A 22,163-nucleotide genomic window follows, 5' to 3' on the forward strand; every position below is an offset into this window, starting at 1 on the left:
GTCCGGGTGGTGCGTCACCGTGCGCGGTGGTCCGGGCGTCCTCCGCCGAGGATCCGGTCGAGCAGGAAGCCGATCGCCCCGATGAGCAGCATCGTGGCGGCCAGCCCCTCGTAGTCGAGGTTGTCGCGGGCGTTGAGGATCGAATAGCCCAGCCCGTTGGAGACGCCGAACATCTCCGCCGGCACGAGCACCACCCAGGCGACGCCGAGAGCCACCCGGGACGCCGTCCGCAGCGAGCCGGCCAGTCCGGGGAGGACGGTGCTGCGGACGATCTCCCACCGGGTCGCGCCGAGTGAGCGCGCGACCAGTGCCGCGCCCGGGTCGAGCGCGCGCGTTCCCGCGGAGACTCCGAGCACGATCGGCCACACCGCGGCGAGCGCGATGAGCGTGATCACCGGGGCGTCACCGGAGCCGAGCAGGACGATCACCAGCGGCGCCCACGCCAGCGGGGACGTCATGCGCAGGAACTGGATCACCGGGGCGGTGGCGTACTCGGCCAGTGCCCTGGAGCCGAACAGGAGTCCCAGCGGCACACCGGCGGCCGCCGCGAGCAGCAGCCCGAGGAGCAGCCGACGCAACGACACGGTGATCGCCGAGAGAGTGGAGTGCTCGCCGAGCATCCCGAGCAGCGCCGGGAGCGCCGAGTCCGGCCCCATCCGGGACAGGATCACGTTGTCCGCGAACGCGAACCGGGTGGCCAGCCACCACAGCGCACCGGCCACGACCACCACCCCCGCACGCGCCATGACACGGGTCACGGTCGCCCTCCCGCTCCGCCCGTCCGGCACGGTAGGTCGTGGCTCCCCGCTCCGGTGGCGCGCCGCGGATCCCGCGAGGACGCTCACGGTTCGACCACCTCCGTGCGGGTCCCGGTCACGCCGAAGGCGCCCAGCCCGCCCACGGCGTCGATCGCGGCCGACGCGACGCCGACGGCGACGAGGTCGGCGTGCACCCCTGCGGGATCGAGGGCGTCGAGCCAGCTCACATCCGCGTCCACGATCGTCTCCTTCATCGCCCGTACGAGTTCGGCGGTGTAGCCGGGATAGGGATGGGGCTGGAAGTCGATGCGGTGGGCCCCCCACCGCGGGTGCCGGACCGCACCGGATCTGACATAGGCCGGATCCTGGCGCGCCGCGAGGGTCCGTTCCAGCGCGGGCAGGGGCTGGGGAAGGTAGCCTCCCGCCGACAGACGCCGGGCGGCTCCCTCCCGATCGTTACGGATGGCGAGCTGCGCCGCGACCACGGCCTCGGTGGCGCGCGAGACCACGTCCGGCCGGTCGCGTACCAGCGGCTCGCGCACGACCGTGACACAGCACGCGTGCTCTTTCCACACGTCGCCGGTGAACCGCAGGATCTTCCCGATTCCGAGGGCCTCTCCCACGGCGCAGAACGGCTCAGCGACGATGTATCCGGAGATGGATCCCGACTTGAGTGCGACGGGCATGTCCGCCGGGGGGATCACGACCAGCTGGACCGTACGGGAGGCCGCGCTCGGCGCGGTGTCGACGACCGGGGTGACGCCGGCCCCGCGCAGGAGTTTCTGCAGGACCACGTTGTGCACGGAGAACCAGGCGGGGATCGCCACGTTCGTGCCGGCCAGGTCCTCGACCGAACCGACCTCGTGGGCGACGGTCAGCGCCGAGCCGTTCGTGTGGTTCCAGGCGAGCACCTTCACCGGCACCTTGGCGTCGTAGCGCAGCTGGATCGCGAGCGGCATCAGAAGATGGACGATGTCGACGTTTCCTCCCTGGAACGCCTCGACGAGCGGAGCCCAGCCCCGGTAGAGGATCGGGGTCGGGGTGGTGAGGCCGCGTCTGGCGAACTGGCCGGAGTCGTGAGCCAGCAGCAGCGGGGCGGCGTCGGTGATGGGCAGGTAGCCGACGCGCAGGGTCGCGGGCTCCCCTTGGAGGGGGGCCGCGCCCGCCGTACCTGCGGCACCCGCCCGGCCGCCGGAGGTCAGTGCGGATCCGACGGCGGGAGCGGAAAGCAGGGCGAGCGAGCCCGCGACGACCAGCGCCTCCCTGCGGGTGGCGCCGGAGGCTCCGACCGGTACCGCGCCCGGGGCGGCACCCCCGCCGCCCGTGTCACCGGACGGCACGGCACCGGACACCCCGGACACGACTCCGGACGCCGCGGCACCGGAACCGGAACCGGGCACGCCGGGCGGGGCTCCGGACCTCGTGGCGCCGGCGTCGGGGCCGCCCGGTTCGGACCGTTCGGCGCGGGAGGTGAAGTGCGACAGAAGGTCGCGCCTGGCCGATCCGTCGGCGAGTTCCTCGCGCCGCTTCACCGGAGAGGGCACCACGTCGAGCGGGTGGGGACCGGCGCGCAGCAACCCGATCCGGTCGCCGAGAAGCAGCGCCTCGTCCAGGTCGTGGGTCACCAGGACGGTCGAGAGCCCCAGCCGCTCGTGGACGGCCCGCAGCCAGTCCTGAAGATCGGCCCGGGTGAGGGGGTCGAGCGCGCCGAAGGGCTCGTCGAGAAGCAGCAGCGAGGGCCCGGCGACCACGGCCCGCGCGACCGCGACCCGCTGGGCCTGCCCGCCCGAGAGCTGCGACGGATAGCGATGTGCCAGGTCGGCGATGCCCAGTTCGGCGAGGACCTCACTCACCCGGCGGTCGGCGGCGGTCTTGTCGCCGCCCCGGCGTCCGCCGTTGGCACGGTACTCCAGGCCGAGCCGTACGTTGCGCGCGACCGTCCGCCACGGCAGCAGATGCGGCGCCTGGAAGACCGAACGGGTCGCACCCCCCTCGTCCTCGGGACGGCGTACGGTACCCGAGGTCGGGGCCTGGAGCCCGGACAGGACCCGCAGGAGCGTTGACTTGCCGGCTCCGGACGAGCCGACGAGGGCGAGGAACTCACCCGCTTCCAGAGCGAGGTCGATGCCGGTGAGGACCTCGTGCCGGCCGTAGCGGACGCCGACGGCGGAGAGTTCGGCGACGTACGGCGAGACGACGGCCGGTGGGGTGGTGTGCGGCGGTGGGGTGGCGTGCTGCGGCATGTGACTGTCCCTGGAGGGGGGCCTGGCCGGTGGGCGCGACGGCCGTGTTCAGCGCCGCGGCGGCCACGAGGGCAGGACGCGGCGACGGGCGCACGGTACGAGAAGCACCCGCCCTGAAAACCTATCAGACAGATCGGTTTTACATGAAGATGCCCGCCGTGGACTTCACCCGGCCAGCAGCTCGCGCGCCATCTCGCGCCCCAGCGCGATCGGCGCCGTCGAGCGCGCGGCCTTCGCCCCGGCGACTCCCCCGTCGTAGAGAACCTGGACCCGCTCGACCAGAGCCGCCCTCTCGACACCCCGGCCGGCGAGCGCCTCGGCCCACCGGGCGCGCATCCAGGCGCGGTGGGCCTCGACGGCCTCCGCGACCGGATGGCCGGGATCGGGGAACTCGGTCGCCGCGTTGAGGAACAGGCAACCGCGATAGGAACGCCGCCGCGCCGCGGCCATGGCCAGGTCGAAGGAGAGGAGCACCCTCCCCGCCGGGTCGGTGAGCCCCGTCACCGCCGCCCGGTAGACGGCGCGGTCAGCCGCGTCCTGCCGTTCGAGGTAGGCCACGACAAGGGCGTCCTTCGAACCGAACGCCTGGTACAGGCTCGCCTTCGCGACCCCGGCCTCCGCGATGATCTGGTCGATCCCCACCGCCCGGATGCCCCGGATCGGAAACAACCTGCCCGCGGTCTCCAGCAGGCGTTCGGCGGGTTTGGGAGACGAGAGGGCGGTCACCACGGCAGTTTACGCCCCACGCCCGGGGCGGGGTTGTGTCCGGCAAAGCATGGCGTATGCTTTTCCCGATATACCGATCTGTCTACTAGAGAATTATGGGACAGCCACCGTGGTTCCCACCATCGCGCCAGAACCGGGTGCGTCCGTTCCAAAGGAGGCATGATGGCGCTGTACCTCATCGAGTTGGGCGTTGAAGCCGCTGACCGGCCGACGGTCGAGGCCGCGATCGCCGAGGTCTCCCGGCAGGCCGCCGGGGCGGGCGGTGAGCTGATCGAGTCACAGGTGACGGGGGACCTGTCGCGGGTGTACGTCGTCGTCCAGGCCGACTCGTGCGCGGACCTGCGGCTGGACGCGTCGCGGCTGCCGGGCGTCGCGGCGGTCACGGGACCGGACGAGGTCCGGCTCGTCGGCGCCGCACTCGAGGACGTCGTGCGCGCCAGGGGCGCCGCAGACTACCTCGTCGAATGGGACATTCCCGAGGACCTCGGCATGGACGACTACCTCGCGCGCAAGAAAGCCCGCGCGCCGCTGTACGCGCAGGTCCCCGAGGTGAGTTTCCTGCGCACCTACGTGCGCGAGGACACCGCCAAGTGCCTGTGCTTCTACGACGGTCCGGACGAATCCGCCGTACTGCGTGCCCGCGAGGCCGTCTCCACCCCGGTGAGCAGGCTCTTCGGCCTCGACCACGGGCTCGGACAGGAGCGCGGATCCGGCCGGGAAGCGGCGGAGCAGGAGGCCGCGGACCGGGGAACGACTGCGGACCAGGGGACGACGGACCAGGGGACGGCGGCGGACCGGGGGACGGCGCGGTGAACGGGACGGCGACCGCCCCGCCATCCTGGCACCGGCATCTGCCCGATCTCCGCGAGTACGTCGCGGGACGGGCCGACGCGACCGACCGCGGCGAGACGGACCTGCGGGACACTCTGCGCCACCTCGGAGAAAGAGGTCTGCTCGGCCTGGACTCCGCACCTGGGAGCGCGGGCGTCACCGACGTCGCGCAACTGATCGAGCTGATCGCCACCGAGTGCCTGAGCTCGGCCTTCTCGTTCTGGGCGCACCGGATGGTGATCGAGTACCTCGGCGAGACCGGACAGGACACGGTCCTCGGACGGTTACGCGACGACCTCGTCGCGGGCACGGAGGTCGGCTCGACCGCGATGGCCGCGGCACTTCAGGAGGCCGCGGGCATGCGGATCGTCCCCGTCGTCGCCACCCCGCAGGCCGGCGGTTTCCGGCTGGACGGCCCGATCAGGTGGGCCTCCAACCTCGTGCCCGGCGCGGCGATCGTGCTGCCCGCCCGGGTCGGGGACACCGACGCCCGGGTCGTCGTGGTGGTGCGCGCCGGTGACCCGGGCGTCTCGATCGCCCCGTCCCCTCGGCTGCTGGCTCTCGACGCGACCGCGTCGTCATCGGTGACCCTCTCGGGCGCGTGGGCCGGAGCCGAGCACGTCGTCACCGACGATCTGCACGCGTTCGTCCGGCGCGCCCGCCCGGTGCTCCTGCTGTTGCAGACCGCGTTCTGCGTCGGGCTGGCGAGCCGGGCCCTCGACGAGGCCCGCTCCGCCGCGACCGGTGAGGGCTCCGTGCTCCTGCCCGACATCGAAGAGGTCACCGGGTGCCTGGCCGATGTGCGCGACCGTGCCCGCCACGCCCAGTGGGCGCCCACGGCGGCGGATCCACGCGTGGTCACCCAGATCCGCTTCGACGCCGCCGCGCTCACCTTGGCGGCGACACGGCTCGAAGCGACCGCGCGTGGCGGGCTCGGCTACGTCACGTCCAGCCCGACGAACCGCCGGCTGCGCGAGGCGGCCTTCCTGCCCGCGCAGTCACCGAGCGAGATCCAGCTGCGCTGGGAACTCTCCCGCCCGGCCGCCCCACGCCCGGCGACATGACGATCTCCGGGTTCCGGGAGGGGCGTCCTCCTCGGACGCCTGCCCCGGCCTCTCAGATGCCCGCCCTGGCGATGACCTCCTCCGCGGTGAGAGGGGCCTTGGGGTGGTGGGTCAGGCACAGCGGCACCCGCGTCTTGGTGAACGGTGTCCCCTCGGCGGCCAGATAGAACTGGCCGGTCGTCAGCCGGGAGATGTCGGTGACCACGCCATCCTTGGACCTGGCCATCTCCTTGGCCGCCTCGATCTGGATGGGGGCGTTGAGCAGGCCGAAGAACTGGGTCGCCGCGTTTCCCGGGATCCAGTTGTGCAGCCCCTTGGGGGCCTGGGTGGCGAACACCAGGCCGAGACCGTACTTCCGGGCCTGGGCCGCCAGCGCCAGCGTGCTCTGGGTGCAGGGGGTCATCGCGCCCGACGGCGCGAAGGTCTGCGCCTCGTCCATCACGAACAGGCCGCCCAGCGGGCGGTCACCGGCGGGGTGCTTCCTGATCCAGGCGAACAGCGCCATCTGGAGCTGGTTGACGAAGCCCTGGCGCTGCTCGTCCGACGGCAGGCCGATGAAGCTGATCACCGAGACCCGCGCCCGCTTGCCCGGCGGCGGGGTGAGCAGGACACCGGGATCCACCGGGACGCCCGCACCGGCGAACAGCGGGTCGTTGACCATCGCCGCCTTCAGGGTCTGCGCCAGGTCGGCGGCGATCCGCTCGGCGTTGGCGAGCCTGCTCACGCCCTCCGGCAGCGCGGCCAGCAACTCGATGAGACCTGTCATGCCCTGCTTGCCCCCACGCCCGTAGTGCGCGACGGCCTCCCGCAGTACGGCCTGTCCGACCTGGGCCTTGGCCGTCCTGGAGTCGATCTTGGCGCGCGGCACGAGCGCGGCCACGGCCGTGTCGACCGCCGTACCGAACTCGTCGGCGTCGGCGGCGACACCGGCGAAGTCGGGCAGGGGCTGGAAGCTGAGCGGCCGTCCGGCGACCCGGCGCGGCGTCCAGATGACGACGTCGGTGGCGGCCAGGTATTCGGCGGCCTTCTCCTTGTCACCGGGCCCCCAGTGCGACGGCGGCTCGGGCCAGCCGTCCCCGAGACGCGCCAGGTCGTTGTTCGGGTCGAGCACGATCGCCGACACCCCCTGGAGCGCGCACTCCTCGACCAGACGCCGGATGAGGACGGTCTTGCCCGACCCGGACCCCGCGAAGATCACGGCGTGCTTCCTGAGGGCTTCCAGCTCGATCCCGATGGGCCGACCGTCGGAGACGGCGGTACCGAGGGGGACGTACGGCAGGCCGCCCGCCACCTCCGCGACCGCCGCCCCGATGCCCGGGGGCTCGCTGACCGTGGACTCCCCGCCTGTGGGCTCGGTGACCGTGGATCCGGTTCCTGTGGACTCGGAGACGACCGGTTCGGGAGCCACCGGCCGGCTGGACACGGGGGCGGTGGATTCGGAGCCGACGACCGCGGGGTGGGGAATCGTGGAGGCGGTCGGAACGGTACCGACGGGCACGAAGGTGGCATGCACCGGGGTGGCGATCACGGACCGGCCGACGGTGGATGCGGGGGTCGTGGACTCGTCGGACGTGGAATCGGCGACCACGGGCCTGGCGGACACGGGGCCGGCAGGAGTGGGAACGGCGGGAGCGGGAGCCGTGGACGTGGAATCGGTGGGAGCGGGAACGGTGGGCGTGGAGTCGACGGACGCGGAAGCGGTGGATGCGGGGGCCGTGTGTGTGGAATCGGCGGGCGTGGGAGCGGTGTAGGTGGCTGCGTCGCCGAGGGCTTCGCTCAGCAGCGTGACGTGCTCCGCCGGTCGCCGCGTGGCGAGCCAGGCCCGCAGGTTCGGCGGGTTGTCCGCGTACAGCTGCCGCAGCGCGGCCAGGACCTTGAGATCCTCCTCGTTCACCTCCAGCACCCGGCCGCCCGCCTCCTCGAACGCGGCGACGGCCGCGACCGTGCGCGGCCCCTTCGACCAGGGTTCGTTGCGCAGCACGAACAGCCGCCGCCGGGAAACCTCGGCGTTCAGTCCGGCCGTCACGGAGGCGGCACGCAGGCGGCTCAGCGCGGCGATCGGATGCGTGGCGGCGATGGCGCGGAACGCCCAGTGCGCCTCGTCCTCGGTCTCCTCGTTCAGGGTGAGCCGCAGACGGGCGTGGAGCGGAGGCTTACTGCTGGGTGACGGGTCGACGCCGAACCGGCGCCCGCCCTCGCCGAGCCCGTCGATCCAGGCCGACAGCCCCGCCGCCAGCAGCGCGGGCATCACGGTGTCCTCGACGGCGGCGTTCAGGGCGTCGGCCACCTGCGCCTGCTGCCTGAGCTCGGCGAAACGGGCGTCGATGCTCGTGAGGTCGGAGTCCTCGCGGACACGCGGCTGGTGTGAGCCCGCCTCCTGGTCGAGGCGCTCCAGCTCCCGTACCTCCTCGTGGTCCAGGCAGGCCCCGATGTGCGTGTCGATCTTGATCAGGAACTGCCGGGGGGTGTACTCGTCCGCGCCCTCGAACGCCGTCGGCCGTACCGGCCAGGTCGGGTAGGGCGGCTCGAAACCTGACTCGGCGAACCGGGTGGCGAACCGCTTCTCGATCAGGGCACGGGCGGCCTCGGCGTCAGGGAGCGGTTTGAGACTGGGCATCGGCCGGAACCGGTCACGCGCGCTGGAGGTGGCGAACTCCTCGATGAGGGTCCAGGTCTGCGGGAAACAGGAGACGATCGTCAGGGTCCTGCGGGTGACCTCGCGCAGCGCCATCAGCCCGCTCGCCACCTGGTCGACCACGATGAGGTCGTGCCAGTCGCGCGCCGCCGCGCTCTCACCGGTGACCGGAGAATGTGCGATGAGCACGTCGATCTGGTCGACGGCGATGACGGACGGCCCGGTCAGCGCGAGAAGGTGGGAGAGGTCCTTGACGATCTCCTGCGGCGTCTTGGGGAGCTGCCGGATCCCCCAGGCCGCGCGCTCGCCGGTCTCCTCCTCGGGCAGCCCGGCCAGGAAGCCGTAGCCGATGTCCTGGACGGCGTAGTCGGCGCAGGCGCGCAACACGAGCGCACGCAGGGTGTCCTTGGCGGCCTGGCCGACGTGGGGGTTGACCCCGCGTACCCCCGCCACGAAGGTGTCGAGGCTCTCGCGCGTCACCGAGCGGTTCCCGATCACCTCGCGCTGCACCCCACGCGGCATGTCGGCCAGTTCGGACAGCCGTCGCAGCAGGATCTTGAGCTGAGTCTCCCCCTCGCTGCCGTCCCGCGAGAGGCCGTCGAGCATGGAGATCAGGGTGCTCTCCCAGTAGCTCCGGGCGTCCAGCAGACCGACCAGGAAGAAGTAGCCGCCCTCCAGCTGGATCCTCTCCCGGATCCAGCCGAGGAGATGGGTCTTGCCCGTACCCTTCGACCCGCGCAGGACCAGACCGATCGGGCTGGTGGCACCACCGGCGGCCACGTCGGCGAGCCCGCCGAGAATGCCGCGTTCCACGGCCCGGTTGAGACCCTCCACGTGGAAGACCGAGGGACTCCACACGTCTTCCGGCCCCTCGGCCCAGTTGAACCGGAGCGTCTGCAGTACTTCGAGTTCCCGGCCGCTCATCGTGCCTCGATCGAGATCAGGTGCATATCCTGGTCGCCGATGGTCACCGCCGCCGCCCTGGCCTCCGGGGTGAGGAGCTTCTGGTTGTGATCCGGCTCGATGCTCACCTCCGTCAGACGATTCATTCCCTTGAGCGCCCTGTCCACCTCCGCCCTCGGCACATCGCCGAGCAGCGGCCGCAGCCGTACCAGACCGACCCAGGCACCGGGTTCGGCGGCCAGTTCGGCGTAGGCGGCGCGGATCCGCTCGGTGACGTCCCCGCCACCTTCACCTCCCCCGTCTCCGGTCCCGGCAGGAAGGGCGGCTTCGGACTCGGCGGGGAGTGCGGCTTCGGGCTCGGCGGGGAGGAGCGCGTCGGGTTCGGTGAGAACGGCTTCGGGCTCGGCCGGAGAATCGGCAGGGACGCTCGCGGAGAGGACGAGGTCGGCGAGGGACTGACCGGTCCCCGCCAGGATGCCTCGCACCAGGGTCACCAGGGCGAGGTTCATCGCCCCGGCCGCGCCACGGGGCATGGGGATGCCGGAAGCGATCTCCTCGGCCACCCTGACCCAGCCGTCGTCGGTGAGGAGGTGAGTGAACGCGCGGCCCTGCTTCCGGCTCTCGACGAGTTTGAGATCGTTCAGCTTCAGGCGCGACTTCCCGTCGAGGGTCACGCCGTAGCGTTCCTTGAGGTCAGGGTTGGAAACCTCCTTCCCTTCAACCATCAAAATCATCAAAATCGTTATCTCAGAGAATGAAAGACCTTTTTCCGACATATCTCTATCCTTCGTACGTACCACGGTGGGCTTTGAGAAACCGCTTCAGCTCCCGGAGTACGGCCGGCATATCGGCCATGACCCGCTCGTTGCTGAACCGCAGGACCGCGTACCCGTCCTCTCGGAGCCGCGCGTCCCGTGACCGGTCCTCGGCGAGCCGGTCCGGACGACGATGCTCGGGGCCGTCGAGCTCGACGACACAGCGCTCGGTCCGCCACAGCAGGTCCACCCGGATGGGGTTGGCCAGCGGGTGCGGTTGATAGGTCTGGTTCCAGGCTCGCCCCTCGGCCCAGACCTGGGAGCTGAGCGCCCGTTCCAGCGCGGACTCCACAAGACTCGCCGGATGCGGGCGTCCCGCCGTGGCCGGGGAACCGGCGGGACGGGATGGGGCAGGTTCGGGGTCCGGGGACGGAGCGGGTGGTGCGGGTCGTGCGGGATACGCAGTCTGCGAGGGGCGTGCGGGATGTGCTGGCCGTACGGCCCGCGCGGGCAGCCCGGGGAGTACGGCGGGCCGTACGGTGACCGTCCGGATCCGGTCGACGGCGACCGGCGCGGCACCGGTGAACCAGACACCGAGCCCGTCCCGCTGGACGAGCCATTCACCGGCCGCCACCAGCGCCTCCTCCTCGGCCGGTGACAGTCCCCCGGGCACCTGGACGAGGAGCGCCGTCCGAGAACGGCGGAAACTCGCAGCGAACACCAGGGCCAGTCCCTCGGCGCGTACCTCGGCGGCGTCCGGCCGGCGGTCGCGAAACGCCGCTCCCGTCAGGGAGCGCACGGCGAGTTCGGCGAGGAAGGACGCGAGGTGGCGGTGGCCGGAGGCCGCCCGCCTGGCGAGCTCGCGTACGGCGGCCACGGCCGTACCCCCTGAACCGTCGATCTCCTCGGCACCGGGGAGCCAGGCGGGGAAGAGACCGACGACGGCCCTTTCCAGCTCGTGGAGCATGTCGGCGACCGTTTCCCCCACGGCCCGGCCCCTGCTCGCGGTATAGGGGAATATCGCGGGAAAACCTTCGGGTAACGCGTCGGCCGGCACCTCGGCGGTCGCGGAATTCTTTTCCCGTACCCACACGACGCGGCGCGTTGGCAACTCGGCCCACGACTGCGCCACGCCATTGTTCCTTTGATGTGCGGGGTCCGACCTTGCAGAGGGTAGGGGAGCACACAGGTTGATGTATGCGTTTTTCGAAAAAAGCCCCCGTAATCGCCCCCATGGTCAGGCACCACCATGAACCGCGCCTATCGCTCTGTCAGCGACCTGTCGCGACGAGTGGTTCCGCCGTCCGGCACATTCGTCTCGAAGATGGGGGCGGGCTCACATATACCGGCGAGCGTGGCGGGAGTCGGCGAGCGCCGGGGCGACCGTGTCCGAGCCTTCCGATGTCAGGAGATGCCTTCCCGATGCCGGAAGATGCCTTCCCGATGCCGGGAGGTGCCTTCCGATGCCGAAGAGGGACGGTGACGCTCGACTTCCGTTCAGTACCGGTCAGTCATAGCATCAGATCACGCCCTAAATCATGAATACCGCGCATCCCTAGACCATCGGGATCACCTTCCCGAGGTCGGGAGTGGGAACGCCCACCGGGTGACGCCCAGCGCTGTGACCGGGAACGTTCACCGGGCCGGACGCCGTTCGTCGGCGCCGATCCGCCCCGCTCCACCGCTCGCCGTACCGGCGCCCGGAACGGTCACGAACGCGGCGAAGACAAGCGGTCACCGCACTGGCGCATCAGCGCCGACCAGGCCCGCGTCACCACTCGCCGTATCGGCGTCCCAATGGCCCAAAGCAGCGCGAGGAGACGCAGGCCTCCGCCGGATCGGTGCCGGTGGGCGGCGCTCAGCCTGGTGGGGGTTTCCGGTCACGTACTGGCAGGAAGGCGATGAGGTGAGAGGTGAAGAGAACCCGACAGACCACGATCGCCGTACTGGGTGCGCTCAGTCTGGAGCCCATGACCGGCTATGCCGTCCACGAGGCCATCCGCAGCACGCTGGGGCACTTCTGGGGTGAAAGCGTCGGCCAGATCTATCCCGCGCTGGCCGAGTTGGAGCGGCAGGGGCTGGTCCGGCGTCAGCACGGCACCCGTTCCGGGTCCTCGACGTTCGCCATCACGGCCGACGGCGAGGCCCGTCTCAAGGAACTGCTCGGGGAACCGGTCCAGCGGACTCCGCCCAGGAACGGCCTGCTGTTGCGCCTGTTCTTCGGGCGCTTCCTCGGCTCCGACACGTGCCGCGCCCTGCTGGAGCAGGCCAGGTGCGACGCCGAGCAACGCCTGGCGACCCTTGAGTCGCTGCACACCGCCATAGCGGCCGAGGACACGGCGGAACAGCGGTCCTACTCACTGATCACCGTCTCGGCCGGTGAGCACTCCGCACGCGCCGCCATCGCCTGGGCCGACGAGGCACTGGCCATGCTCGACGGCGACGCCTCCCGGACATGAAACCGCGACGCCTCCCGGACATGAGACGGCGGCGATCCCCCGGCGCGAGAGCGCCGGGGGCGGGCGGCCTCATTCCGCCGACGACGCGGCCCCGTACGTCACGAGGCCACGGACCACGAAGCCACTGAGCTCGAATCCACAGACCACGAGGCCACGAACTCCGAGTTCACGGACCGTGGGTCCATGAACCACAGGGTTCACAGGCTCACGGGCTCACGGGCTCACGGGCTGGCCCAGGCCCAGGCCCAGGCCCACAGACCCGAGACCACGGATCCTGAGTCCGCGAGGCACGGATCCGTGGGTCATGAGCACCTCGCCACCTGGCAGATCTTGGCGAGCATGCTCCTGGCGTCCCTCGTCTGCTGCGCGAAGTCCGCCTTATCCGGTGCGCCGGACTCTCCCGCCTGCGAGTAGACGATCAGTGCGTTGCCCTTGCGGACCAGGATCGCCCGCTCACCGCCCACCGTGGCCTTTCCTCCCTGGTAGAGCTGGCCGGTGACGGCCAGCCCCTCGTCGCCCAGCGCCACGGCCGTGCCGGAGTACTTGTAGGCCGTCTGCGACGTCCTGAACGGAGGACAGACGGGCAGCGCCCTGCGCACCTCGGCCAGGGCCTGTTCGGCCGCCTTCGCCGAGGAGTAGAGGATCACCTGCTCCCACTTCTGGAAGTTGAAGGAGAGATAGCTGATCGTGCGGGCCGCGATCCGGCCCTGGAGCGCCAGCGACGCGTTCTGGCAGGGGTTCACCGTGAATTTGGCGTCTCTGCTCTGGTTGATCGACCACTTGGCCGCGGTGGTGGCTTTCTGTTCGGCCACCTTCTCGTACAGCAGGAACCCCCTGGGGATCGCGCCGGAGGGCGCGGCCGCGAAGACGGGGGACGTGACACTCACCATGACGCCGGCGAGGGTGCAGACTGTCAGGATTCTCTTCACGGAGATGAGACGTACGCCGGGGGCGAATGGTTCAGGATGTCGCCCATGTGACGCCCGACCAGCGGGCCTGGAGGGTTCCGCTCCCGAAGGGAGCAAGCCGGGAACGATCCCGTTTTCCCGAGGGGGAAAGGGGCCTCTGCCTGGGCAGGCCCGCCATGCCACCTCACTCGAACGAAAGGTTCGGTGACATTCCGTCATCTGCCGCAGCATCCTAAAGGATCCTTGCGAAAGATTTCTTGTCTCATCATAATGGCGCCATGGACGAGCACCCCACCATCACCGATCCTCGCGCATTGCGCGCCCTGGCACACCCCATCCGGCTGGCGCTGCTTGAGGCCCTGGGAGTGGTCGGAACGGCCACCGCGACGCGGTGCTCGGAGATCACCGGAGAGAGCGTCGCGAGCTGCTCGTTCCACCTCCGCACCCTCGCCGAGTACGGGTTCATCGAACGGGCTCCCTCCAACACCAGGGAGAAGCCCTGGCGGCTGGCCAGGCCCGTCCAGTCCATCGACACCGTCGCGGAGAACACCCCGATGGGCAACGCGCTCACCGAGGTGTTCCTGGAGAAGGAGTTCGCACGCCTGCGCGCCTGGCGGCGCCGGATGGAGTCCGAGCCGGAGGAGTGGCAGAGCGCGAGCCTGCTCCTGGGCGCCACGCTGTGGATGACCTCCTCGGAGCTGTCGGAGTTCCGTGAGCTTCTGCGATCGGTGGTCATGGGCTATCTCGACCGGGTGGAGAAGGCCGAGCTCAGGCCGGAGGGCGCGCGGCCCGTACGGCTGCTCATGGCCGGCAGCGCGGAGCACTATCCCGATGCGTCCGACAGTCAGGAGACCCCGCGGTGAGCGCGCTCTCCGACTCCCGGTTCCGCAGGCTCCTGGTCGGGCAGTCGCTCAGCTCCTTCGGAGACAGCGCCCTCTACCTCTCGCTGGGCATCTGGGCCAAGGACCTGACAGGCGAGAACTCCGCGGCCGGAGCCGTCTTCCTCTGCCTGTCCCTGCCGGTGCTCCTCGCCCCCTTCGCCGGGCACATCGTCGACCGATTACGCCGCAGACCGCTGCTCATCGCGGTCAACACCGTCGCCGGCCTCGGAGTGCTGGCCCTGTTCGGGGTGCGTTCCGAGGCCGATCTGTGGATCATCTACACGGTCGCCTTCGGATACGGCCTCTCCTTCATCCTTCTGCGCCCCGCCCAGATCGGGCTGATCAAAGAGATCCTCCCCGGTGAGGACCTCGCGGGCGCGAACGCCGCGATACGCACGATCGGCGAGGGGACGCGGCTGCTCAGCCCGCTGGCCGGCGCCGCCCTCTACACCGCGGTCGGCGGCCACATGCTCGCCGCGCTCGACGCGCTCACCTTCGCCGTCGCGGTCGTGGTGCTCGCCGGACTCCGCGTCCGGGAAAGCGCCCCCACCCCGCCCCAGACGCGCGAGCCGTTCCTGCGGGAGATCACGGCGGGCGCCGCGCAGATCGCGCGCACCCCACTCGTCGCCTTCACCACGGTGGCCGTCGCCGCCAGTTTCGCGGTGATCGGGCTGCTGGACACCGTCGACTTCGCCGTCATCGAGTTCGGCCTGCGACAGCCTCCCTCGTTCTTCGGGGTCCTCATGTCGATCCAGGGCGCGGGAGGGATCTGCGGCGGGCTGACGGTCGCCGCGATGATCCGCCGGTACGGCGAAGCCAGGACGGTCGGCGCCGGCCTCCTGCTGGGCGCCGCGGGCACCGCGCTGCTGGCGGTCCCGAGCCTGCCCGTGGTGATCGCGGGTTTCGCCCTGATCGGCTGCGGCGTGCCGTGGCTCGTGGTGGGCTACACGACGGCGTGGCAGCGGTCCACGCCACAGCAGATCCTCGGCAGGGTCGCCGCCGCGGCCGACCTGTTCACGGTCGGCCCGCAGACGCTCTCCATCGCTCTCGGCGCCGCGCTCATCGCGGCGGTCGACTACCGGATCCTGCTGGCCGTGTGCTGCGGGGTCCTCATGCTCTCCGGCACCGTACTGCTGCGCAGGTCCCCACAGCTCACGACCGTCTAGGTCAAGCGTGCGGCCTGGTGAGGGCGACCAGGGCCGGGACCACCTCGCGGATCCGGCGGGCACGCAGATGGGCGATCAGACGCATCGCCTCCTGGGCGTCGTCCGCCAGGAGGCAGCCGGGGTCGATCCTGCCCCGGGCCACCGCCCCGGCGGAGATCGACAGCGGGGAACGGCGCAGCTCGGTGACGGCGACGCCCGGCTCCCTCGGCAGCCAGCCCCGCACCAGTTCCGACGCCGACGCCCTGTCCTCCGGTACCTCCAGGATCAGCAGCACCTCGGCCCGCCCCCCGGGGCGGAGTACCTTCGGCGCGGCGGCCACCACGAACTTGAGCGCGTCCTCCGCGCTCATCCACCCGATCTCCGCCTCCGCGTGGTGTCCGGGACCGGTGGGGCTGTTGAACAGCATGTGGTCGGCGGGCCCGCCGATGTCGAGGTCCGAGCGGAGGTCGGCGACGTGGAATCCGGCCTCCACTCCGTTGACCAGGGCGTTCGCCCGGGAGTAGGCGACCGCCCGCGGGTTGAGGTCGACGCCGGCGACCGACGAGCACCGCGCTCCCAGGGCGAGGGCGAGGACGCCGCATCCGCATCCGACGTCGACCAGCCTGCCGTCCACCGCGCCGAGGTTGTCCAGCAGCTCGAAGCTGGAGGCGTGCGGCGGCATGACCACCGTGGACCTGCGGGACATCGCGATCCGCGCGCCGGTTCTGAACAGCTGGTCCGACAGGAAGTACATGGAACGCACCGGGGAGACGGAGACCGTCGACGTCACCACGTCACCGTCGGACGAGACCAGCCCGAGCGTCCCGAGCAGCCCGCGCAACGGGGCGGGCACCACCCGCGCGTACCGGGTCCACGCCACGTCGCCGTTGCGCACGAAGAGCTGGACCATGACGCCGGCCGCGCTCGTGACCAGCTCGTCCACCCGGTCGGTCGAACAGAAGGCGTAGAAGGCCGCGTTGCTCAGCAGTTCGGCCGGGCTCTCCGCGGACAGGGCCCGTACCGTGCCGTCCTCGGTGAAGCCGACGTCGCGGAACGCCTGGCCGAGAGACCGGAGAGCCGGGACACCGTGCGCGTCCGCCACCTGGGCGTCCGGGATCCACACGGCGTCACCTGCGGTGGAGACGGACCGGGAAGGAGTCCAGCCCGAAGTTGATGATGGACTGGTTGTACTCGAACGCGCCGAGCGGCTCGACCTCGGCCACGAGCGTGGACAGCGTCGTGAACAGCACCCTGAGCTCGGTCCTCGCCAGCGGGCCGCCGATGCAGTAGTGCTCACCCCAGCCGAAGGCGATGTGCCGGTTGGGACGCCGGGCCAGGTCGAGACGGTGGGGCTCCTCGAAGACGGCGGCGTCGCGGTTGGCGCCCGGGGTCCACACCACGACCCGGTCCCCCGCCCGTATCCGCTGCCCGGCGAGCTCGACGTCCGTCGTCGCCGTGCGCAGTACGTGGAGCCCGACCGAGGTCCAGCGGAGCAGTTCGTCGGTCGCGAGTCCCGGATCGGCCTTCTCGCCCAGCTCCCGCCACGCGTCCGGGTGCCGGATCAGCTCCAGCATCGCCATGGCGGCCGTGTGCCGTACGGTCTGTATCCCGCCGACGATGATGTTGTCGCAGTTCAGCACCACCTCGTCCAGTTCGAGCCTGGTGGCCAGCGCGCTGATGATGTCGTCACCCGGCTCCTCGCGGCGCTCCATCGCGAGCTGGAGGAGGTACGGCAGCAGCCTCTGGTGGGCGGCCCGCCGCTCGGCCGGATTGCGCCCGAGGAACGCCTGGTCGCACATGTCCACGATCTCGTCACGGTCGTCGTCCGGGATGCCCATGAGGTCGCACATGACGGTGAGCGGGACGACCGCCCCGACGTCCCTGACGAAGTCGATCTTCTCGTGGACCAGTAGCCGCTCGACGACCCGCTCGGTCAGCTCGCGTACGCGTTCCTCCAGCACCGCCGCGCGTCTGGCGGAGAAGAAGGGCACAACCGGTTCCCGGTAGGCGCGGTGCCGGGGCGGGTCGCTCAGGGCCATCATCCGGCCCGACCCCGCGGGCGGCCCGTGACCGGTGCCCAGCAGCGAGCCGCCCAGCGAGCTGAAGGAGCCCGCGTCCCCGAGGACCGCGAGGGCCTCGCGGTGGGTGAGCACCGCCCACAGCGGTCCCTCGGCGGCCGACTCGTGCCGCTGGACCGCGCCCTCGCGCCGTATCTCGTCGAGGATCGGGTACGCGTCGTCCCTGGCCCAGAATCCGGGATCGGTCAGGTCATAGGTGTCCAGCAGCATCGGGGTTCCTTTCCACCGTCTGGTCCGCCATCTGAGCCGCCGTCCGGTCCGGCGCGTGATCCACCACCTGCTCCGTCACCTGGTCCACCGCGTGATCCGGCGTGTGGTCCGGCGTGTGGTCCGATGTCCGGGGTGACGCGCTCGCGAGCTCGTGGTCGATGCGGGCGGACAGCTCCCGCAGCGTCGGGTGGTCGAACACCGCCCGCACCGGCAGCTCGATCCCGAACCGCTCCAGCACCTCGGCCGTGATCTGCGGCGCGAGCAGCGAGTATCCGCCGACGGTGAAGAAGTCGTCGTCGGGTCCCGCCTGTTCACAGCCGATGACCTCGCACCAGATCACTCCCAGCCCGCGCTCGGTCTCCGTGCTGAACTCGACCGGCTCGACGGCGCGGTGCCGGGCGTCGGGGGCGGGCAGCCGGAGCCGGTCGATCTTGCCCGTCGCGGTCAGCGGCATCTGGTCGACGACGACGTAGGAGGCCGGGATCATGTAGGTGGGCAGTGTCCGGGTCAGCCGCCGGTGGAGCGCGGGAACGTCGACCACCGTGTCCGGGCGCGGCTGGACGTACGCGGCCAGGCGCAGCGACTCGGGGTTGTCGCCGTAGGTGCGGACGGCGCCCTGGGCGACCGTCGGCTCGCGGTACAGGGCGGCCTCGATCTCGCCGAGCTCCACCCTCGCGCCCCTGATCTTGATCTGGTCGTCGCTCCTGCCCGCGAAGAGGAGCCCGCCGTCCGGGGTGCGGCGGCCGAGGTCACCGGTGCGGTACGTACGCTCCGGCAGGAAGACCTCCCGCGTCTCCTCGGGGCGGTTGAGGTACCCGTGGGCCAGGAACCCGCTGCGGACGCGGATCTCGCCGACCTCGCCGTCCGGCACCGGGTCGCCGTTGTCGTCGGTCAGCAGGATCTCCCGCCCCGGGATGGCCCGGCCCAGGGGGATCGGGTCGATGACCTCCTCGGGCACCGGCTGCCAGGTGGCGAGGATGCACTCGGTGGGTCCGTAGAAGTTGTGGACGACCGCCTTGGGGAAGTGCCTGCGGGCCGCGTGGACGAGGTCGACGTGCAGCGACTCGCCGAACAGGCTGAGCGTCCTGACGCCCTCGACGGGGGCCGAACCGTACGGGCAGGCGTCCAGCAGGTGCCGGCAGAGGCTCGGCACGGTCTGCAGGTGCGTCGCCTCGTGCTGGACGATCCACTCGTGGATCCGCGCCGCGTCTCCCTTGGCCTCCTCCGGCGGGACGATCAGGGCGGCTCCCCCGTGGAGGGCGGTCAGGATCTCGACGTAGGCCGCGTCGTAGGTGAGCCTGGCCCACTGGAGCAGGCGCGAGTCCTCGCGCACGCCGTTCTCGGCGGTCAGCCACTTCGCGAGCTGGTCGAGGTTGCCGGTGCGCTGCATGATGCCCTTGGGGGTGCCGGTCGAGCCCGAGGTGTACGCCACGTACTCGGTGCCGGGCGGTACCGCGCTCCGCGGCGGGGTGCCGGTGGCCCGCCGTACCACCACGGCCTCGTCACCGTCGACCTGGACGAGCGCGACGGGGAAGGGATCCGAGCCCGCGGGCGCGAGTACGGCGCGCGGCGCGCAGTCGGCCACGATCGACAGCCGCCGTTCCAGTGGCTGGTCGACGGTCAGCCAGACGAACGGGGTGCGCGCCCGCTGCGCGGCCAGGAGCGCCGCGATGGCGTCCGGGCCGTCCGGCACGGTGATGACGACGATGTCTCCCGGACGGAGCCCGGCACGCACGAGCGCCGCGCTGTAGCGGGCGGCCCGTCTGTCGAGCCGCCCGTACGTCAGGACGCCCGACTCCGAGATCACCGCGGGGGCGTCGCCGTGGCGGTTCATGCCGCCCCCGCCGGAGTGCTCAGGAACTCGGACACGCTCCGCGCGAGCATGGCGTGCGCCGTCTGGACCACCAGATGCCCCCCGGAGAGAACCCGCATGCTGAACGGTCCCGTGGTGCTCCGCGCCCAGCCCCACATCTGGTCGCCGGTCACGGTCGGGTCGTCGGTGCCGACCAGGCCGAGCACCGGACAGCTGAGCGGCGGATCCCACCGGTGCACGTAGTCCTGACACAGGTTGAGGTCGGCGTGCACGACGGAGAGCAGCAGGGCGCTCAGGTCCGGGTGGGCGAGGATCTGCGTCACGCTGTCGTCGATGCTGCGCAGGAAGGAGACGACATCCTGCCGGCCCGTCGGCCCGGGAGGCCCCTGCCACAGGTTCGGCGGCAGCAGCGCGGCCAGCACGCACGCCGAGGGAGGGTTCAGCGAGGAGAGCTCCCTGCCCACGTTGTAGGCGACGAGCGCGCCGAGGCTCTGTCCGAGCAGGGCGTACCGGCCGGAGACGAAGGGCCGCATCGCCGCGCTGACCCAGTGGACCAGCTCGTTCACGTCGGTGGCGTGCGGTGCGGTGAACCTGCCGCCACGCCCCGGCAGGCGTACGGCCCACACCTCGATGTCGGGAGGCAACGCCCGGCCCAGCTCGGCGAAGGCGGGAGCGTCCCCTCCCGCGTGTGGAAAGCAGAACAGCCGGGTCTCGGCGTTCGGTCTGGGCACCGGCACCCAGAACCACTCGGTCACCAGCATCGGCGACGCCATCACTTTCTCCCGTTCTCCGTGGTGTCCTCATCGGCCTCGTCCGGGCGCGTCCCCTCCGTGGTCCGGCCCGGCGCGAACGTCAGCTTCGACAGGGGCCGGTCGGGGTCGGTCGCCACCTCGGCGAGGATGGCCTGGTAGTCGGCGGCGAGACGCTCGGCCGTACTCCGGTCGAACAGGTCCGTGCTGTAGCAGAGCAGCGTTTCGAGGACGTCGGCCGAGGTGTCGAGCAGGTGCAGTTCCAGATCAAGCCGGGTGACCCGCTGACGCACCCCGTCCCACTCGCCGACCTCGACGTCGTGCCAGCGCGTCGGACCGGCGCGGTGCGGCGTGCGAAGGAGCTGGAAGCCCACCTGGGCGAGAGGGTTGCACGCGGGGTCACGCGGCACCTCCAGCCGGTCGACCAGCATGTCGAAGGGGACCAGGTCGTGCTCCAGCGCCTCCAGCGTGGCCGCGCCGATCCGGGCCGCCGCCTGCCGGAAGGTCGGGTCGCCGGAGAGGTCGCCGCGCAACGGCACGGTGTTGACGAAGAACCCGACGGTCGACTGGAACTCCGGCCTGGAGCGACCGGCCACCGGAACGGCCAGCACGATGTCGTGCGTCCCGGTCCAGCGCGCGAGCAGCACCATGAAAGCGGTGACGGTCGTGACGAACATCGTGCACCTGAGCCCGGCCGACAGCCCGCGCAGCCGCTTCGCCACGGACGACGGCACCGCGCTCGGCAACTCGCCGCCGGAGGACGTCGGCTCCGGCGAGCGCGGCCTGTCGACGGGGAGGTCGAGCACGGCGGGAGCGCCCGCCAGCCGCTCGCCCCAGTAGGCGAACTCCCGCTCCAGGTTCTCACCGCCCAGCATGCCGCGCTGCCAGGCCGCGAAGTCCGCGTACTGCGTCTCGGGAGCCGGCAGATCGGCCGGCGTTCCTCGTGCGTGCCCGCAGTACAGGGCCTCCAGCTCGGCGAGGATGATCTGCACGGACCACGCGTCGACCACGATGTGGTGCAGCGTCAGCAGCAGGATGTGCCGGTGGGGTCCGAAGCCCAGCAGGTTCGCCCGCACCAGCGCGTCGTTGGCCAGGTTGAAGGGCCGCGCCACCTGGTCCGCGGCGAACTCCGCGGCGCGCGAGTCCGCGTCCGGCACGATCGACAGGTCGGTGTACGGCAGCGGCACCCACTCCTCCGGCGGCCGGATCCGGATCCGAGGCCGTCCCCGCTCCGCGGGAAAGCCCGTGCGCAGGGCGTCGTGGCGGGCGACCACCTCGCTCAGGGAGCGGTGCAGCGCGGCGACGTCGAGCGGACCGCACAGTTCGTAGCCCAGGCACACGTTGTACTGCGTCGAGCGGGGGTCGAACTGCTGGAGGAACCAGAGCCGCTGCTGCGCGGGGGACAGCGCGAGATGTTCGGCGCCGTCGCGGTCGGTCCGGGTCATATGCAACGCCTCGGCACGTCAACGTCCGTCATGGGAGTCCGCCGAGGCGGCCGTGCCGCCGGAGGGCGCGGAACCGACATCGGATGCGGAAGCGGCGGGCTCCATGCCGGGTGCGGAACCGGTGTCGGGCGGGAGCAGCTCGTCGACCCGCGCGCTGAAGGCGGCGAAGTCCTCGGTCTCGTACAGGTCGCGCAGCGACAGCTCGACCTTCAGCTGGTCGCGCACCATGAACAGCAGCCGTACGGCGGCCAGCGAATGCCCGCCCAGTGTGAAGAAGTTGTCCCCGAGGGCGATGTTCGGCACATCGAGGACCTCCGTCCATATGTGGGCGAGGGTGTGGTGCAGGGGGGTGGCCGGTCCCTGCTGTTCCTCTCCCTCTCCGGTGGTGGGGAGGGGGGTGCAGGTGTGGGGTGGGGGCAGGGCGTTGCGGTCGGTTTTGCCGTTGTGGGTCAGCGGCATGGACGGGAGGTGGAGGTAGGTGGTGGGGATCATGTAGTCGGGCAGGTGGGGGGTCAGGTGGGTGCGCAGGTCGGTGGTGGTGGGGGTGTGGCCGGGGCGGG

18 protein-coding genes are annotated in these 22,163 nt (G+C 71.2%); 5 read left to right on the forward strand and 13 right to left on the reverse strand.

The window, feature by feature from the left end:
• Window positions 1-14: 14 nt before the first annotated feature.
• From AB0N02_RS26415 to AB0N02_RS26425, 3 genes are all read right to left on the reverse strand, one after another.
• Window positions 15-758 carry an ABC transporter permease subunit gene (locus tag AB0N02_RS26415; protein WP_363951626.1) on the reverse strand — a complete coding sequence of 248 codons (744 nt, stop codon included), beginning with the start codon at window positions 756-758 and terminating at the stop codon, window positions 15-17.
• An 83-nt stretch (window positions 759-841) separates the two neighbouring features.
• On the reverse strand, window positions 842-3,001 hold the full coding sequence (locus AB0N02_RS26420; RefSeq protein ID WP_363951629.1) for an ABC transporter substrate-binding protein: 2,160 nt from the start codon (window positions 2,999-3,001) through the stop codon (window positions 842-844).
• A 165-nt stretch (window positions 3,002-3,166) separates the two neighbouring features.
• Window positions 3,167-3,727 (reverse strand): TetR family transcriptional regulator, encoded by a 561-nt coding sequence (locus AB0N02_RS26425; RefSeq protein ID WP_363951632.1) that lies wholly within the window; start codon window positions 3,725-3,727, stop codon window positions 3,167-3,169.
• A 159-nt stretch (window positions 3,728-3,886) separates the two neighbouring features.
• On the opposite strand from AB0N02_RS26425, the gene AB0N02_RS26430 reads away from it, so the two are divergent.
• The gene (locus AB0N02_RS26430) at window positions 3,887-4,540 is read left to right on the forward strand and encodes a DUF4242 domain-containing protein (RefSeq protein WP_363951635.1); all 654 of its coding nucleotides are present in this window, start codon (window positions 3,887-3,889) and stop codon (window positions 4,538-4,540) included.
• Window positions 4,537-5,622 (forward strand): acyl-CoA dehydrogenase family protein, encoded by a 1,086-nt coding sequence (locus AB0N02_RS26435; protein ID WP_363951638.1) that lies wholly within the window; start codon window positions 4,537-4,539, stop codon window positions 5,620-5,622. Before AB0N02_RS26430 ends, AB0N02_RS26435 begins: the two co-directional genes overlap by 4 nt.
• Window positions 5,623-5,674: 52 nt before the next feature.
• On the opposite strand, the gene AB0N02_RS26440 is transcribed toward AB0N02_RS26435, so the two are convergent.
• Genes AB0N02_RS26440 through AB0N02_RS26450 form a run of 3 tightly spaced genes read right to left on the reverse strand, consistent with a single transcriptional unit; the run spans window position 5,675 to window position 10,903 of the window.
• Window positions 5,675-9,181 (reverse strand): DUF87 domain-containing protein, encoded by a 3,507-nt coding sequence (locus tag AB0N02_RS26440; RefSeq protein WP_363951641.1) that lies wholly within the window; start codon window positions 9,179-9,181, stop codon window positions 5,675-5,677.
• On the reverse strand, window positions 9,178-9,885 hold the full coding sequence (locus AB0N02_RS26445; protein ID WP_363951643.1) for a hypothetical protein: 708 nt from the start codon (window positions 9,883-9,885) through the stop codon (window positions 9,178-9,180). Before AB0N02_RS26445 ends, AB0N02_RS26440 begins: the two co-directional genes overlap by 4 nt.
• A 55-nt stretch (window positions 9,886-9,940) precedes the next feature.
• A complete protein-coding gene (locus AB0N02_RS26450; protein ID WP_363951646.1) occupies window positions 9,941-10,903 on the reverse strand; it encodes a DUF559 domain-containing protein in 963 nt (320 codons plus the stop codon).
• 925 nt (window positions 10,904-11,828) lie between these two features.
• Here AB0N02_RS26450 and AB0N02_RS26455 point away from each other — a divergent pair.
• Entirely contained in the window at window positions 11,829-12,374 is a 546-nt protein-coding gene (locus AB0N02_RS26455) for a PadR family transcriptional regulator (protein ID WP_363951648.1), read from the forward strand.
• Between the two features lie 302 nt (window positions 12,375-12,676).
• On the opposite strand, the gene AB0N02_RS26460 is transcribed toward AB0N02_RS26455, so the two are convergent.
• Window positions 12,677-13,264: a hypothetical protein gene (locus AB0N02_RS26460; protein WP_363951651.1), complete on the reverse strand. Its 588-nt coding sequence runs from the start codon at window positions 13,262-13,264 to the stop codon at window positions 12,677-12,679.
• 296 nt (window positions 13,265-13,560) lie between these two features.
• Here AB0N02_RS26460 and AB0N02_RS26465 point away from each other — a divergent pair, with 296 nt between their 5' ends.
• A complete protein-coding gene (locus AB0N02_RS26465) occupies window positions 13,561-14,145 on the forward strand; it encodes a helix-turn-helix domain-containing protein (protein ID WP_363951654.1) in 585 nt (194 codons plus the stop codon).
• Complete coding sequence (locus AB0N02_RS26470) at window positions 14,142-15,329, forward strand: MFS transporter (protein WP_363951656.1); 1,188 nt, start codon at window positions 14,142-14,144, stop codon at window positions 15,327-15,329. Before AB0N02_RS26465 ends, AB0N02_RS26470 begins: the two co-directional genes overlap by 4 nt.
• 1 nt (window position 15,330) lies before the next feature.
• Here the strand turns inward: AB0N02_RS26470 and AB0N02_RS26475 are convergent, their stop codons facing one another.
• From AB0N02_RS26475 to AB0N02_RS26500, 6 genes are all read right to left on the reverse strand, one after another.
• Window positions 15,331-16,431 carry a methyltransferase gene (locus AB0N02_RS26475; RefSeq protein WP_363951659.1) on the reverse strand — a complete coding sequence of 367 codons (1,101 nt, stop codon included), beginning with the start codon at window positions 16,429-16,431 and terminating at the stop codon, window positions 15,331-15,333.
• 4 nt (window positions 16,432-16,435) lie between these two features.
• Entirely contained in the window at window positions 16,436-17,596 is a 1,161-nt protein-coding gene (locus tag AB0N02_RS26480; protein ID WP_363951662.1) for a cytochrome P450, read from the reverse strand.
• Entirely contained in the window at window positions 17,577-19,430 is a 1,854-nt protein-coding gene (locus AB0N02_RS26485; protein ID WP_363951665.1) for a non-ribosomal peptide synthetase, read from the reverse strand. Before AB0N02_RS26485 ends, AB0N02_RS26480 begins: the two co-directional genes overlap by 20 nt.
• Window positions 19,427-20,182 carry an alpha/beta fold hydrolase gene (locus tag AB0N02_RS26490; RefSeq protein WP_363951667.1) on the reverse strand — a complete coding sequence of 252 codons (756 nt, stop codon included), beginning with the start codon at window positions 20,180-20,182 and terminating at the stop codon, window positions 19,427-19,429. Before AB0N02_RS26490 ends, AB0N02_RS26485 begins: the two co-directional genes overlap by 4 nt.
• The gene (locus tag AB0N02_RS26495; protein WP_363951670.1) at window positions 20,182-21,603 is read right to left on the reverse strand and encodes a condensation domain-containing protein; all 1,422 of its coding nucleotides are present in this window, start codon (window positions 21,601-21,603) and stop codon (window positions 20,182-20,184) included. The genes AB0N02_RS26490 and AB0N02_RS26495 overlap by 1 nt, the downstream gene beginning before the upstream one ends.
• 18 nt (window positions 21,604-21,621) lie before the next feature.
• A partial coding sequence (locus tag AB0N02_RS26500) for a phosphopantetheine-binding protein (RefSeq protein WP_363951672.1) occupies window positions 21,622-22,163 on the reverse strand: 542 nt, incomplete at its 5' end.

It is taken from the genome of Streptosporangium sp. NPDC051022, assembly GCF_040683035.1.
GTDB lineage: Bacteria > Actinomycetota > Actinomycetes > Streptosporangiales > Streptosporangiaceae > Streptosporangium.

What these genes read in the sequence shown, in the direction of transcription:
- AB0N02_RS26485 (WP_363951665.1), bottom strand. Translation starts at nt 19,430, where the DNA reads ATGAACCGCCACGGCGACGCCCCCGCGGTGATCTCGGAGTCGGGCGTC.
- AB0N02_RS26460 (WP_363951651.1), bottom strand. Translation starts at nt 13,264, where the DNA reads ATGGTGAGTGTCACGTCCCCCGTCTTCGCGGCCGCGCCCTCCGGCGCG.
- AB0N02_RS26440 (WP_363951641.1), bottom strand. Translation starts at nt 9,181, where the DNA reads ATGAGCGGCCGGGAACTCGAAGTACTGCAGACGCTCCGGTTCAACTGG.
- AB0N02_RS26445 (WP_363951643.1), bottom strand. Translation starts at nt 9,885, where the DNA reads ATGGTTGAAGGGAAGGAGGTTTCCAACCCTGACCTCAAGGAACGCTAC.
- AB0N02_RS26465 (WP_363951654.1), top strand. Translation starts at nt 13,561, where the DNA reads ATGGACGAGCACCCCACCATCACCGATCCTCGCGCATTGCGCGCCCTG.
- AB0N02_RS26490 (WP_363951667.1), bottom strand. Translation starts at nt 20,182, where the DNA reads ATGGCGTCGCCGATGCTGGTGACCGAGTGGTTCTGGGTGCCGGTGCCC.
- AB0N02_RS26480 (WP_363951662.1), bottom strand. Translation starts at nt 17,596, where the DNA reads ATGCTGCTGGACACCTATGACCTGACCGATCCCGGATTCTGGGCCAGG.
- AB0N02_RS26430 (WP_363951635.1), top strand. Translation starts at nt 3,887, where the DNA reads ATGATGGCGCTGTACCTCATCGAGTTGGGCGTTGAAGCCGCTGACCGG.
- AB0N02_RS26495 (WP_363951670.1), bottom strand. Translation starts at nt 21,603, where the DNA reads ATGACCCGGACCGACCGCGACGGCGCCGAACATCTCGCGCTGTCCCCC.
- AB0N02_RS26420 (WP_363951629.1), bottom strand. Translation starts at nt 3,001, where the DNA reads ATGCCGCAGCACGCCACCCCACCGCCGCACACCACCCCACCGGCCGTC.